Below are 13743 nucleotides of genomic sequence, written 5' to 3' on the forward strand. Positions count from 1 at the left end.
CGCGCAACGTCGGCTCGCCATGTGTCGGCGCGCTTGGTGGTGCGGCGTGCTGCTGCACAACCGGAAGCACCTCGCGCCATGGGGTTCCGTGGCGCGAGGTGCTTCCGGTTGGTCGTGGTGCAGCGGGCGGCGCGCCCGGCGCACGCCTAGAAGTACGTGATCCCGTGCGGCGTGCGGGCCGGCGTGAGCATCGCCCGGAGCAGCGCGGGCGCCGTCGGGTCCGCCGCACGCACGAGTCCGGCCGCGGCGAGGGTGACCGGGGACACCGAGCCGATGAGCACCGCGCCGAGGTCCGCCACGTCGAGCCGCAGGTCGGCCTCGCCGTCGGCGCCGTCGGACAGGCGCGTCACCGTGCCCTGCCCGTCGGTGACGTCGAGCCGGTAGGTGCCCGACGCGAACCCCATCGCGTCGGAGACGGCGAGCGTCACCGAACCGTCGACCGCGTACGGCCGGCTGCTGAGCACCGCCGGCACGTCGAGCACCCGGAGCCAGACGTGGTCCTCCTCGTGCTCGACGTCGTAGGCGCGGTTGTCGCCGAGGGCCGCGACGATCGGGTCGTCGAGCCGCGAGCGGCTGTACTGCACCACGTCGTTCAGGTCGATCGAGAGCAGGAACTCCCAGAGCGACAGGTACGCGGCATCGTTCGCGTAGACCAGGTCGACGATCTCGAGGACGGTGTCGCCCTTGCCCTCCTTCACGCGCCAGGTCACGTAGCCGTCGACCTCGTCGGAGTCGTCGGGGCGGTGCACCGCGGCGCGGACGTCCTTCGCGGGCTGGCCCTCGCCGTCGCGGAGCCCGAACACGATCGGCCACGTGCCGGCGTTCCGGACCATCGAGCCCGGGGTGCGTGCGTCGAACCGGTCGAACACGGCGCGCCCGGTGCCCTCGGCGAGCCACTCCGGCGTGACGACCGCGACGGTGCCGGTGGTCGGCGCGAGCAGCGGCAGTGCCCGCTCGCGGCGGACGGTCACCGCCCGCTCACGGATCGCGCAGCCGAAGCCGAAGCGGCGGTAGATGGTGCCCTCGGACGCGGTGAGGGACGCGACGGCGTAGCCCTCGGCGACGCCGCGCTCGAGCGCGTGCGTCATCATGCGGCGGAGGATCCCGCGCCGACGCTCGGTCGGTCGGACCGTCACGGCCGAGATCGCCTGCGTGTCGATCGCGGCGCCCTCGGCCCACGTCAGGCGCTTGCGGAACCAGGTGAAGGTCCCGGCCGGCCACGTCTCGTCGACCGAGCCCGGGAACGGGTCGCGCAGGTACACGCCGAGGAACGTCTCCTGGTCCTCCAGGAAGTGCGACGCCATCCGCGCGGCACCCTCGGCGTCGGGGTGGGCTTCGTGGAACCCGAACCCGACGGCGCGCATCCACGCCTCGGTCTCCGGCGTCGGCGCCCCCTCGGCGTCGGTCGTCGGCGCGAACTCGCGCAGGTCGTAGCGGTCGTCGAATGCGTCGTTGCTGGCCACGAGCCGACCCTACCGGTGCGCTCCACGCGGGCGCCTCCCTCGCGCGGTGGAGCAGCAACCGTCGGGTGGGCGGTGGCGCCCCGACCGTTCCTGCCCACCGACGCAACCGGGCGACCGGGTGGCGGACGGGAGGCACGTGGCGCCGCCGCCACGTGCCTCCCGTCCGCCCCTGGGCACCTGGTACCGCGGGGCCGGTCAGGGCGTGCCGCGCCGCGCCTCCTGGTCCACCACCTCGTCGAGGTCCGCCAGCTTCCGCATCTGCTGCAGCGGCCGCGCCATCCGGTTGTTCTCCCGCAGCGCGGGCTCGGTGCGCGACAGGAACGCCCAGTAGCCGGCGGTGAAGGGACACGCGTCCTCGCCGAGCCGCTTCGTCGGGTCGTAGCGGCAGCCGCCGCAGTGGTCCGACATCCGGTCGATGTAGCGGCCACCGGAGGCGTACGGCTTCGTCGCGACCATCCCGCCGTCCGCGTGCTGCGACATCCCGATGATGTTCGCGGGCATCACCCAGTCGGTGCCGTCGACGAACACGTCGGTGAACCACTCCGTGAGGTGGACCGGGTCGTAGCCCCGCTGCAGGGCCCAGTTGCCGAGCACCATGAGCCGTTGGACGTGGTGCAGCCAGCCGTGGTCGTGCAGGCCCTCCATCGCGGTGGACAGGCAGACCGCGTCGATCTCGGCCGCGTCGAGCTCCTGCCACCAGCGGGGGAGCCGCTCGTGTGCGCCGAGGGCGTTCTCCTCGGCGCCGTAGTCGTCGCCGAACCACCAGTAGAGGTGCCAGACGTAGTCGCGCCAGCCCGCGACCTGGCGGACGAAGCCCTCGACGCTCGCGAGCGGGGCGTCGTGGTCGCGGTGCGCGGTGAGGGCTGCCTCGACGACCTCGAACGGGTCGAGCACGCCGAGGTTCATCGGCACGCTGAGCAGCGAGTGCGCCATGGTCCAGTCGTTCGTCAGCGTGGCGTCCTCGAACGGCCCGAAGTCCCCGAGCCGGACCTGCACGAAGTCGTCGAGGGCCTGCCGGGCCTCGTCGGCGGTCACGGCGAAGCGGCGGGTGTCGTCCCTGCCGACGAAGCGGACGAGGCCGTCGTGTTCCCAGCGGTCGAGGTCGTGGCGGACCTCGTCGTCGATCTCGTCCTCGGTCGGCCACCACGGATCGGGCAGCCCGAGCGTGGTCGCTCCCCTGGGCGGTGGTTCCCGGTTCTGGTCGTCGAGGCTGAACTTCCCGCCGATCGGCTCGTCCGAGTGCATGAGCCAGCCCTCGCGGCGGCGGACCCGCTCGTAGTGGGTCTCCATCCGGAAGCGTCCGGTGCGCTCGGCGGCCCACTCGGCGAACTCGGCCTCGTCGGTGATGAAGCCGCGGCTCGGCAGGATCTCGGTGCCACGGCCCCAGTGCCGGACCTGCGCGCGCAGGGTGCGGGAGGGTGGGTCGACCACGTCGAGGTCGTCCCGACCGACCAGGGCGTCCTTGAGACCCTCGACCCGCACGTGCTCGGCCCGGTCGCCGAGCTCCCGCACCCGGTGGCGGAGGGCGCTCAACCAGAGGTGTGCCTTCGCCCGGTGCATCGGTCGGGCGGTGAAGAACTCGCGCGCCTCGACCACCAGCGCGGGGCCGCCGTCGTCGAACAGCGGTCCGTACTGCCCCGGGAGGACGAGCCGGGTGCGGTCGGTGCTGCCGGCGTCGGTGCTGCCGTGGTCGGGTGCCATGCCCGGACGCTACCGGCGGCGTGTGACGCCCGGCTGACGCCCGGCTGACGGCCGGTGTGCCCCGACGTCGGCGTCGGCGGCCAGGGCTGGCCCGGCGGCCGCGTTCCGGTCGCACGACGTGCCGCTCGTGTTCGGCGGGCGCGGCACGTCGTGCGACCGGAACGGCCGCCGACGGCCCGTCGTGCGACCGGTGTCGTCGACGGCCCCGCCGCGGCCGGACGGCCCGGTCAGTTGTACGACGCGAGCCGGTTCGGCGCCGTGTTGCCCGCCGGCGTCGGTACCGCCCCACCGACCCCGTTGATGATGCTCGAGATCGTGCCCGTGTCACCGAGCGACACCGTCACGAGCCCGTGCGCCCGGATCCCCGCGCCCGTCGGCGTCTCGAACGCCCGGTCTGCGTGCACGGAGGGGTTCGTGTTGAAGAAGCAGTAGACACCACCGCCCCAGATCTCGTGGTTCGACACCCCCGACGCGACCTTGTACGCCGCGTACCCGGCTCCGGTCGGGCTCTGCCACGAGGCGTTGTCCGGCACGTCGTACGGCATCTCGTTCTGGAAGAAGATCGTCCGACCCCGGTTGCCGTTCCACAGCACCTCGTACCGCTGGTAGTGCTCGACGAACAACCCGGTCGCCAGGACGTCGTCCCCGTTCACCTCGACACCCGTGGCGCCGGTGTTGACGTTCCACCCAGTGGCCGCTCCGCCGTGGTCGGCCCGCCACGCCCAGATGTGGTCGACCAGCGTGTCGTCCGCGTTGACCTGCAGCGTCGTCGACGCCTTGCCCTGGATGCTCGACCCGACGCGGAAGAACACGTCCTGGATGCTCTGCGGGTTCGACGCGTGGTCGACGTGCGAGCCGCCGGTGCCGAGTCGGACGAGCTGCGCGCTGTTCGTCGTCCCCGCGTCGACCACGAGGTTCGAGACGTTCACACCCGAGACGTCCGAGCTGGTGAGGACCGCGTTGCCCTTCGTCGGCACGAGCGTCGGGAAGCCGATGCCCGTGACGACGGTGTCCGGACGCGTGACGTTCAGCGCGGCGTCCAGCTGGTACGTGCCCGGGGTGAAGAACAGGTTCAGCCCCTGCGCCAGCGCGCTGTTGATCGTCGTCGCGCTGTCACCGGGGTGTGCGACGTAGAAGTTCCGCATCGGGATGTCGGTCCCCGGCGTGTTCGGCCACGTCACCCCGGTGGAGTTCGTCCGCAGCGACGGCACGAACACGTGGTACTTGTTCGACGAGTCGATGTACAGGTACGGCTTCTCACGCGTCACCGGCGTGGTCGACAGCGTGGTCCAGCTCTTCGAGAAGTCGTTCGCGGGAGCGCCCTGCACCCCCGAGAACACCATGTTCCAGTTCCCGCCCTGCCAGCTGCCGAGCGAGGAGTTCCGGGTGTACCACTGCTGCTGGGACCCGCTGGTGACGGTGCCGTCGACCTTCGAGTCGGCGATGTACCCACCGGACGAGTAGCCCTGACCGCCGTCCTGGTTCGACGGTCCCATCGTCAGGTTCCCCTTGACGTGGACCCGCCGCATCGGTGCGGCCTGCGACACCGCCCAGCGGTCGGTGCCGCCCTCGGGGACGACCGACAGGTTCTCCGCCGACCGCCAGAAGTTCTGCGTCGCGTTCTTCTCGTCACCGGCGTTCCACCCGGAGTCGACGTTGATCGCACCGTTGATCCGGACGTCGTCCGGGTTCTTGCCGAGGCCGGCCACGGACGTGTAGAAGCCGAGGTTCGCCCAGAGCCGACCGTAGCTGCCCGGCTTGAAGAGGAAGGCGTACCGCTGCGAGCCGAACTGCGCCCCGCTGCTGCGGAGCTGCGAGTCGAACGCCGCGTCCACGTCGGCCTGGATGGTCGAGGTCGGTGTCGACGGGCTGTAGACCTTGACGTTGCTGCCGAGGTCCGGGGTGTCGCTGGTCGGCACGGCTGCCTGTGCCTGCACGGCCGGCGCCAGGGCGCCGACCAGTCCGACCGCCGTGATCGTCGCGAGGAGCGTGCTCATCCGTCGTTGCATGATGCTCGATTCGTCGTCGGACGGCCCCGTTGCCGCCCGCAACAGACGGTAGACCCGCCCGGACGCCGCGGCAGTCGGTGCTGCGGCGGACAAGTGCGTACCCCGTTCGGGGGTCGGACTGGAGGCCCGGATCGCCCCCGCCCCGCCACCCCCGTCCCGGCGCTCGGTACGCTCCGAGCATGTGGCCGACCGAGCAGGACTGGCGTGCGTCCGTCCCGCGTCTGCTCGCCCGCGCGGTCGAGCGCTGGGACCTGCGCCCCGGCGAGCCGTACGCGGGCGGCAGCGTCTCGCACGTCGTCCGAGTGCGGCTGCCCGACGGCGGCGATGCCGTCCTCAAGCTGTCCCTGCCGCACCGCGAGGCCGAGCACGAGGCAGCAGCGCTCGGGTGGTGGGACGGCGCCGGGGCGGTCCGCCTGCTCGCCGTGGACCCGGACGACCCCTTCGTGCTGCTGCTCGAGCGCTGCGACCCCGGCACCCGCCTCGTGCAGCGCGACGACGTGCCGGCCGAGGAGCGCCTGCGCACCGCGGGTGGTCTGCTCACGCGGCTCTGGGCGACCGGGATCCCGGACGACCACCCGTTCGAGTCCGTCGCCGACGTCGCCGCGGAGTGGGCGGCGCTCGCCGATGCCCGGATGCTCGAACTCGCGCCTCCGTTCGACCCCGGACTCGTGCGCCGTGGCACCGACCTGCTCCGCACCCTGCCCCGCGGCGCCCCACGGTCGGTGGTCGTGCACGGGGACGCGAACCCCGGCAACGTGCTCGCGGCGGTCCGGGCGCCGTGGCTCGTCATCGACCCGAAGCCGATGGTCGGCGATCCGGCCTACGACCTGAGCCCGGTGCTCGTGCAGGTCGACGACCCCTTCCGCACGGGCGACCCCCTGCGCGCCGTCCGGCACCGGGTCGCCGTGCTGTCGGACACGACCGGCCAGTCCCCGGACCGCATCGCCGCCTGGTGCACGGCGCGGCTGGTCGAGTCCGCTCTCTGGTCGGTGAGCAGGGGAGCGCTCGGCGACGGTGTCGACGCGATGGCCCGTGCTGCGGTGGTCGACCGGCTCGGCGCCTGATCACCGCGGGGTTCACCTCCGCGGGAGCCCGGCGACGTAGGCCGTGAGCACCGCGGTCGGATCGACGGCGGCGACCGCGCCGACCCGGTAGAGCAGCAGGGCGTCGACGATCCCGACGAGGTCCCGTGCGGAGCCGTCCGGGTCCACGACGCCGATGCCGTCGAGCAGGGTCCGTGCCGCTCGGACGAGGTCGTCACGCACCGGGTCGGCGCCGGTCAGGGGAGCACGCAGTCCGGGGTCGTCGCGCAGTTCGACGAGGAGCGCGAGCCGGGCGGCCTGTGCATCGCCGCGAGCAGCGAGTGCGTCGAGGAACCCGGTGGCGACCGCGACGACCGAGGCGTCGTCCGGGTCCTCCGGCAGCTGGAGTCCGGCGACGTCGGACGCCAGCTGCTCGGTGATCCGCGCCGCCACCAGCGCGAGCAGTGCGTGCCGGGTCGACGCGTAGTACGTCGTCGACCCGGGCGGGACCCCTGCCTCGGTGTCGACGCCGCGGTGGGTGAGTGACCGCGCGCCGCCGCGCGCCACGAGACGGACCGCCGCGTCGGCGAGGTCGTCGCGTCGTCCCATGGCTTCCCCTCTCGGCCAGGACATCGTACTGTTCTCTACATCTGTAGAGGATTGATCGGGAGGGTGTCGTGCGCGCAGTCGTCGTCGGCGGGGGAGCATCGGGTCGAGCGATCGGAGCGGCGATCGCCGCGCGGGGCTGGGCGGTGCAGGTGTCGTCGCGGCGGACGGGGTTCGACGTCCTGCGCGACGACGTCGCGGCTGTGCTCGGGGGCGCCGACGTGGTGGTCGAGGCCACCGGTCGCTTCACGACGAGCCGCCGACGAGCCACCGACTTCTTCGTCCGGTCGACCACCGCGGTCGGTTCGGCTGCCGCAGCGGTCGGGGCGCGGCACGTCCTGCTCTCGGTCCTCGGGTGCGAGCGTCCGGAGGTGCAGGGGTACGGCTACTTCGCCGGCAAGGCAGCGCAGGAACGGGCCGCCGCGACGACCGGTGCCGAGCTGTCGGTGGTGCGCTCGACGCAGTGGCACGAGTTCGCGGAGCAGAACGCGGAGCGTTTCGGTGTCGGTCGCGTCGCGCTGGTCCCGGCGATGACGATCGCTCCCGTGGCGCTGACCGCGGTGGCCGCCGTCGTGGCAGAGGTCGTCTCGGGTGAGCGCAGGGAGCGACGCGTCGAGGTCGCCGGGCCGCGGCGGACGACACTGCTGGCGATGACGGAGTCGCTGCCCGCTCCCGGCGTCCGTGCGCTGCCGCTCCGCATCCCCGGTCGGCTGGGGCGCGCGTTCCGCGACGGTGCGCTCCTGCCGGACGTGGGTACGGAGGTGGTCGGACCGTCCTTCGACGAGTGGCTCACCGCGCGGTCGCGCCACTGATGCCGGTCGGCCGGTCGGCCGGGGCGTCGCGCTCGCGGCAGGCCGACCGGCACGACGGCGTCCGCTCAGCGCGTGCCGGCGACGACGGCGTCGAGTGCGTCGTCCGCAGACCTCGGCTCGCGGCCGAGCAGCGTCCGGAGCGTCGGGTCCGTCCCCGCGAACCACCCTCCGGCCGCTGCCTCGTACATGCCGAGCAGGAACCGGACCATGCGTTCGTCCTGCCCCGCCGCGACGGCGCCGCCGACCCACTGTTCCGCGTCGACGAGCCGGAAGCCGACGTCGCGACCGACGCGCTCGGCCAGCCGGTCCGTGAGCTCCCCGAAGGTCGGTGCCGCGGTTGCGGTGACGGTCACCGGTCCCTCGGCCGGCGTCTCCTGCAGCAGCAGGGCGGCGGCCGCCTCGGCTGCGTCCTCACGGGCGGTCCAGGACACCGGTCCGTCTGCCGGCAGGGCGACCGTCCCCGTCTCCGGCCACGGCCCCAGCAGCCACTGCAGGCTGTGGGCGTAGAAGCCGTTCCGGAGCGAGGTCCACCGGAGGCCCGACTCGGCGAGCAGGTCCTCGGTGGCGGCGTGGTGCTGTGCCGGCACGAACGGGGACGCCGCTCCCGCGCCCTGGTGGCTCGTGTAGAAGACGTGTCCGACGCCGGCGCTCGCCGCGGCCTGCACGGCGTTCCGGTGCTGCCGGACGGTGTCCCCTCCCGGGTCGTTCGACGAGACGAGCAGCAGGCGGTCCGAGCCGGCGAAGGCCTCGACCAGGCCCGCCGGGTCGTCGTAGTCGCCGTGACGCACCGTCACGCCGCGCTCGGCGAACCGCGCGGCGCGTGCGGGGTCCCGTGTCACCACCGTGAGCCGGGATGCCGGGAGGTGGTCGAGGAGGTGGTCGGCGGTGGCGCCGTTGAGTGCGCCGGTCGCTCCGGTGATCGTGATCATGGTGGCCTCGTTCGTGTTAGCGGTGGAAACACGAGAACCGTAGCGCTGGTTTTCGGTGGAAGCAAGCACCTGTTAGCGTTGATCCGTGACCAGTACCGCACCGGCGATCGACTCCCGTCGCGACGTCCGCGAGCGCATCGTGGTCGGCGCTGCGGAGCTCCTCCACGACGGCGGTGTCGACGCGGTGACGACGCGAGCGGTCGCCGCACGGGCAGGAGTGCAGGCGCCCACGATCTACCGGCTCTTCGGGGACAAGGACGGACTGCTCGACGCGGTCGCCGAGCACGTCATGACGGTGTTCAGCGCCGAGAAGGCCGCGGTGGTCGACGCCGCCGGAGCGGACGGGACGGACCCGGTCGAGGCGCTCCGCGCGGGATGGGACGCGACCATCGCCTTCGGGCTCGCCAACCCCGACCTGTTCGTCATCATGAGCGACCCGCGTCGCGGGCGAGGGTCACCCGCCGTTGCGGCCGGGCTGCGTGTGCTCGAGGAACGGTTGCGACGGGTCGCGGTGGCCGGACGTCTCCTCGTCGGGGCGTCGGAGGCGGTCCGGCTGGTGCACGCGGCCGGTACCGGTGCCGTGCTCGCGATCCTGGGCGAACCGGAGGGCCGACGCGACCCTGCCCTGGCCGAGACGGTCTGGGCCGCGGTCGAGGCGCAGGTCGTCGTCCCCGAGCGCGACGTCGTCGCCGGTCCCGACCGGGCGCTCCGCACCGCGGCGTCGACCCTGCGCGCCGGCGTCGAGGAACTCGACCGACTGACGGCAGCCGAGCGCGCTGTCCTGGCGGAGTGGCTCGACCGCGTGGCGGCGGGGCGTCGGGAGTCCGACTCCGGAGGAGCCTGACCGTCCGACCTGCGTCGGACGCAGCTCAGTCGGTCGCGCCCCTCGGCGGGTCCACGAGCAGCGCGACCCGGTCCCGCAGGTAGTCCTCGAGCGGCACGGCGGTCCCGGAGGTGGGGGACCAGCGGACGACCGGTTCGCCGTCGACCACGGCGAGCACACCATCGGCCCCGACGAGCGAGTCGTCGAGCGGGATCGGCACCGCGCCGTGGTTGACCGTGTCGCCCGCGGCGAAGTGCCCCTTCGCCGCGGCCGCCCGGTAGGCGCGGCGCACCTCGGCGGAGACCGAGACGAACTGCTGGCGTCCGGGGTCGGTCACGCGGGTGATCTGCCCGGTCGCCCAGACCCCGCCGGCGGTCTCGGAGGACGATCCGAGCAGCAGGGCTCCGACGCGCCAGACCCGGCCGAGCGAGCGGATCGTCGGCTCCCGACGGATCCCGAGGACGGCGCGGGGCTCGACGTACTCGCCGAGGGCCTCGTCGCGGACGCCGGCTGCCCGCAGGCGCGCGGCCGCGTGGTCGAGCAGGGTCTGCACTCGCCGCACCGCGTCCTCCACGAGCCCGTCCGTCACGCTGCCCGAGCCTAGACCGGCACGTCACACGGGGTCGCGCGGCCGGAGGAATGCGCCCGCTGCCCGTACGGTTGCACGGTCTCGGAACGAGGAGGGCCCATGGGCATCGTGCGGTGGTTGTTCGACGCGCAGCTCGTCATCGGCGACCAGACCGTGCTCTGGCGCGAGGTGATCGGCAACGTGTTCGGGCTGCTCAGTGCGCTCGGCGGGATGCGTCGCAGGGTCTGGGCGTGGCCGGTGGGGATCCTCGGGAACGCCCTGCTCTTCACGGTGTTCATGGGTGCGCTCTTCGACACCCCGAACCCGGTGAACCTGCTCGGCCAGGCCGGCCGACAGGTCATGTTCATCGTCGTCAGCGTCTACGGGTGGTACCGGTGGACGCACCGCGCGGACGAGGCGACGACCGTCGTCGAGCCGCGGTGGGCCTCCTGGTCGACCCGGGGGCTGCTGGTGCTGGCGCTGGTGGGCGGCACCGCCGTCCTGACGCCCGTGTTCGGGGCCCTCGGCTCGTACGAGCCGGTCTGGAGCGACGCCTGGATCTTCGTCGGGTCCGTGCTGGCGACGTACGGCATGGCGAAGGGCTGGGTCGAGTTCTGGCTGATCTGGGTCGCGGTCGACCTGGTCGGGGTGCCGCTGCTCTTCTCGGCCGGCTACTACGCGTCCGGGCTCATGTACGTCTTCTACGGCGCCTTCACCCTGACCGGGTTCTTCGTCTGGGTACAGCAGGGGCGCAAGCCCTCGGCGGCGCCGGTGACGGTGGGCTGACGCGCTCGACAGGTGTTGCCTGACCCCCGCACTGGGTGGAGACACGCCGGGGCCGGGTGCGGTGGACTGTCGGGATGGCAGACATGCACGGCGGGTCCGTCGAGGACGACGCGTCGCTGGCCGAGCGGATCGTGCGCGGGGCGATCCGGGCCTACCGGCTGCACCCGTTCCACGAGGTCGACGTCGGTACGGTCGCCGAGACCTGCGGCGTGGACCGCACGGTCGTCGACCGGCTCTTCCCGACCTGGGACGGACTGCTCCTGGTGGTCTACGACCGCTGGCTGCAGCTCCGCGGATCCCGCCGGTCGTCGGTGCCGCGGTGCACGCTCGAGCACGTGCGGATGACCCTGGCCGAGGACGTCGCCGACCCCGGTCTCGTCCGGGTGCTCGCGGGCGTCGTGACCCTCGCCGCGTCCGAACGGGACTTCGCCGGCTTCTTCCGCAAACGCTTCGAGGAGTACGTCGAGGAGCTCACCGTCGGGCTGCAGCGCGACGTCGACGCCGGTCTGGAGACCATCGGCATCCCCGCCCACCAGGCCGCGACCCAGTTGCTCGCGGTCTACGAGGGACTCCAGCTGCAGATGCTCGTCCGGCCGTACCTCGACGTCCTGGTCGAGTACGACCGTGCCGTGCACACGCTCCGGCACGGCTGGCGTGAGCCCGAAGCCGTGGCCTGGGACGTGGACGAGGCGCTCGTCCGCGGCTGACCCACGAGCGGTGCCGCCGCCTGCACCCGTCGGCCCGTCAGCCCGTCGGCTCGTCGACGACCCGTGTCCGTCGGACCGCGTCAGCGTGCCCGGGCTCGGCCCCGGCGCCAGCCGGCGATCTGCCGCACCGTGACCTTCGACCCGTACTGCGCCACCGAGTGGCGGAACAGGTACTCGGCGAACCAGAGCAGCACCGCGGCCACGGCGAACACCTCGACGATGCAGACGACGGACTCGACGACGGACAGCGATCCGACGGCGTTCCGGACCATGGCGGTGATCGGCGTGAAGGTGGGGAAGTACGTGAAGAACGCCGCCACCGGCGACGACGGCGTCGTCATCACGAAGAACGCCGCGTAGAGCGGGATGATCAGGGCGAAGATCGCGGCGGACTGCAGCGTCGAGGCGTCCTTGATCGAGGGCACCGCAGCGCCGACGGCGACGAAGAGCCCGCAGGCGAGCAGCACCCCGCCGACGAGCAGCAGCGCACCGACGACCATCCGCCACGGGTCCACCGTCAGGCCGCCGAGCCGCGACGCGACGAGGGGCAGTGCGACCAGGGCGACCGCGAGCCCCGGCAGCACGACGACCCCGACCTGCACGAGCCCGACGAGCAACATGGCGAGGACCTTGCCCCGGATCAGGTCACCGGCCGTCACCGCGGTCAGGATCATCTCGGAGATGCGGTTCTCCTTCTCCTCGACGACCACCGTCACCATGCGGGTCGCGAGCAGGATCACGATGCCGAAGAACGCGAGGGCGTAGAGCAGCGGCGGGACGATCGACAGCCAGCCCGGTGCGACGCGGCCGTCGGCGTACGTGGTCAGGTCGGTCGACGGCGGGGCGCGGAGGAGCGCGACGGCCTCGTCGTCACCGACCGAGGCCGCGACGCTGCGTTCCAGCACCCGCTCGGCGAGCGAGGAGTAGCCACCGTTCTCGAACAGTCCGCGGTCGGCGGCATCCAGCCGGATCGCCTGCGCCGACGGCTTCTCCGGGTACTCGACGAAGAGCTCGAGCGTGCCCGCCCGGACGGCCGCGCGGTCGGCGGCCGGGTCGTCGGACGGCGACCCGCCCCACTCGGCCGCGACCCGCGCCGACACCAGGCCCGAGTGGTCGACGTACCGGAACGAGGTCTTCGCCGCCGAGGCGCTCGACGAGATCGAGTCGGAGCCGGCCGCCTGTCCGACGCCGACGAGCACCGAGACCAGGACGACGACGATCGGGAGCGCGAGGGTGCCGATCCAGAACGCGGGCTTCTTGACGGCGCGGACGAACTCGAAGCGCACGACCGTCCCGAGCCGGCTCACGCCGCCGCCCCGCTCGCGGTGGTGTGCTGCGTCGACGCCCGGCCGGCCGGGGCCTGGTCGGCCCCGGCGTCGTGGCCGTAGACCTGGACGAAGATCTCGTCGAGCGGGATGCGGCGCATCTCGAACGCGGTCACGTGCACACCTGCGCCGACGAGCGCGGCGAGGATGTCCGACCCGTCCACCGCGGCTGCCTCGGTGGGCACCAGGTGGGCGACGTGACCCTCGTGCCGGGCGAGGCGGTACAGGGGAGAACGGGGGACCGTGCCGGTGAGCTGCACCCGGGCGACGGCGCCGCCGAAGGCGTCCTGCACGTCGGGGATGCTGCCGTACGCGGCTGCCCGGCCGTCCTTGAGCAGCAGGATGCGGTCGCAGAGGCGCTCGACCTCGTCCATGTGGTGCGTGACGAGGACCACGGTCGCGCCGTCCGCCTTCCGCTCGTCGACCAGGTCGAGGAGCAGCCGACGGTTGACCGGGTCGAGCCCCTTCGTCGGTTCGTCGAGGATGAGCAGGCGCGGTCGGTCCATGATCGTGATGCCGAGCTGCACCTTCTGCTGCTGCCCGCCGGACAGCTTGTCGACACGGAGCTTCGCGCGGTCGGCGAGCCCGACGCGCTCGAGGTACTCGGTGCTCCACGCCGCGGCCTCGGTGCGGCGGAGGCCCCGCAGCGTGCCGAAGTAGGTCATGACGTCGAGCACGGACTCCTTGCGGTACAGCCCGCGCTCCTCGGGCAGGTACCCGATGCCGCCGGTCGCGGGTCGGTACGGTGCGCCGTCGACGAGCAGGGTGCCGGAGGTCGGCGTCGTGATGCCGAGCAGCGCCCGGATCGTGGTGGTCTTGCCCGATCCGTTGCTGCCGAGCAGCCCGAAGGTCTCGCCGGGGGCCACGTCGAACGACAGCCCGTCGACGACGTCCCGGTCCCCGAAGCGCATGACGAGGTCCCGCACGCTGATGCTCGCGCCGCTCATGCTGCCGACCCTACCGGCGGCCGCCGCGAGTTCCGCCGCCCGTTC

At 72.9% G+C, this 13743-nt stretch carries 13 protein-coding genes; 5 read left to right on the forward strand and 8 right to left on the reverse strand.

Features of this window, described 5'->3' with window-relative positions:
* Nucleotides 1–146: 146 nt before the first annotated feature.
* From ACH0A8_RS09100 to ACH0A8_RS09110, 3 genes are all read right to left on the reverse strand, one after another.
* Complete coding sequence (locus tag ACH0A8_RS09100; RefSeq protein WP_066655609.1) at nucleotides 147–1463, reverse strand: GNAT family N-acetyltransferase; 1317 nt, start codon at nucleotides 1461–1463, stop codon at nucleotides 147–149.
* Between the two features lie 195 nt (nucleotides 1464–1658).
* Nucleotides 1659–3164: a cryptochrome/photolyase family protein gene (locus tag ACH0A8_RS09105; RefSeq protein ID WP_406907027.1), complete on the reverse strand. Its 1506-nt coding sequence runs from the start codon at nucleotides 3162–3164 to the stop codon at nucleotides 1659–1661.
* A 227-nt stretch (nucleotides 3165–3391) separates the two neighbouring features.
* A complete protein-coding gene (locus ACH0A8_RS09110; protein WP_406907028.1) occupies nucleotides 3392–5161 on the reverse strand; it encodes a hypothetical protein in 1770 nt (589 codons plus the stop codon).
* Nucleotides 5162–5352: 191 nt separating this feature from the next.
* Here ACH0A8_RS09110 and ACH0A8_RS09115 point away from each other — a divergent pair, with 191 nt between their 5' ends.
* Nucleotides 5353–6237, forward strand: coding sequence for an aminoglycoside phosphotransferase family protein (locus ACH0A8_RS09115; RefSeq protein WP_406907029.1), 885 nt, complete (start codon nucleotides 5353–5355; stop codon nucleotides 6235–6237).
* Nucleotides 6238–6249: 12 nt separating this feature from the next.
* On the opposite strand, the gene ACH0A8_RS09120 is transcribed toward ACH0A8_RS09115, so the two are convergent.
* On the reverse strand, nucleotides 6250–6804 hold the full coding sequence (locus tag ACH0A8_RS09120) for a hypothetical protein (protein ID WP_311206044.1): 555 nt from the start codon (nucleotides 6802–6804) through the stop codon (nucleotides 6250–6252).
* 68 nt (nucleotides 6805–6872) lie between these two features.
* On the opposite strand from ACH0A8_RS09120, the gene ACH0A8_RS09125 reads away from it, so the two are divergent.
* Nucleotides 6873–7613, forward strand: a complete 741-nt coding sequence (locus ACH0A8_RS09125) for a hypothetical protein (RefSeq protein WP_326495332.1) — start codon at nucleotides 6873–6875, stop codon at nucleotides 7611–7613.
* 65 nt (nucleotides 7614–7678) lie between these two features.
* On the opposite strand, the gene ACH0A8_RS09130 is transcribed toward ACH0A8_RS09125, so the two are convergent.
* Nucleotides 7679–8542 carry an NAD(P)H-binding protein gene (locus ACH0A8_RS09130; RefSeq protein ID WP_311206046.1) on the reverse strand — a complete coding sequence of 288 codons (864 nt, stop codon included), beginning with the start codon at nucleotides 8540–8542 and terminating at the stop codon, nucleotides 7679–7681.
* Between the two features lie 85 nt (nucleotides 8543–8627).
* On the opposite strand from ACH0A8_RS09130, the gene ACH0A8_RS09135 reads away from it, so the two are divergent.
* Nucleotides 8628–9386: a TetR/AcrR family transcriptional regulator gene (locus ACH0A8_RS09135; RefSeq protein ID WP_406907030.1), complete on the forward strand. Its 759-nt coding sequence runs from the start codon at nucleotides 8628–8630 to the stop codon at nucleotides 9384–9386.
* A gap of 25 nt (nucleotides 9387–9411) precedes the next feature.
* Here ACH0A8_RS09135 and ACH0A8_RS09140 read toward each other — a convergent pair whose 3' ends face one another.
* On the reverse strand, nucleotides 9412–9954 hold the full coding sequence (locus ACH0A8_RS09140; protein WP_271826870.1) for a hypothetical protein: 543 nt from the start codon (nucleotides 9952–9954) through the stop codon (nucleotides 9412–9414).
* A 99-nt stretch (nucleotides 9955–10053) separates the two neighbouring features.
* Here ACH0A8_RS09140 and pnuC point away from each other — a divergent pair, with 99 nt between their 5' ends.
* Complete coding sequence (gene pnuC, locus ACH0A8_RS09145; protein ID WP_406907031.1) at nucleotides 10054–10719, forward strand: nicotinamide riboside transporter PnuC; 666 nt, start codon at nucleotides 10054–10056, stop codon at nucleotides 10717–10719.
* A 74-nt stretch (nucleotides 10720–10793) separates the two neighbouring features.
* On the forward strand, nucleotides 10794–11426 hold the full coding sequence (locus ACH0A8_RS09150) for a TetR/AcrR family transcriptional regulator (protein WP_406907032.1): 633 nt from the start codon (nucleotides 10794–10796) through the stop codon (nucleotides 11424–11426).
* An 80-nt stretch (nucleotides 11427–11506) separates the two neighbouring features.
* Here the strand turns inward: ACH0A8_RS09150 and ACH0A8_RS09155 are convergent, their stop codons facing one another.
* Both ACH0A8_RS09155 and ACH0A8_RS09160 read right to left on the reverse strand, forming a co-directional pair.
* On the reverse strand, nucleotides 11507–12733 hold the full coding sequence (locus ACH0A8_RS09155) for an ABC transporter permease (RefSeq protein WP_066655562.1): 1227 nt from the start codon (nucleotides 12731–12733) through the stop codon (nucleotides 11507–11509).
* The gene (locus ACH0A8_RS09160; protein WP_066655558.1) at nucleotides 12730–13698 is read right to left on the reverse strand and encodes an ABC transporter ATP-binding protein; all 969 of its coding nucleotides are present in this window, start codon (nucleotides 13696–13698) and stop codon (nucleotides 12730–12732) included. Before ACH0A8_RS09160 ends, ACH0A8_RS09155 begins: the two co-directional genes overlap by 4 nt.
* Between the last annotated feature and the right edge of the window lie 45 nt (nucleotides 13699–13743).

It is taken from the genome of Curtobacterium sp. 179-B 9B NHS (genome assembly GCF_045370965.1).
Classification (GTDB): Bacteria; Actinomycetota; Actinomycetes; order Actinomycetales; family Microbacteriaceae; genus Curtobacterium.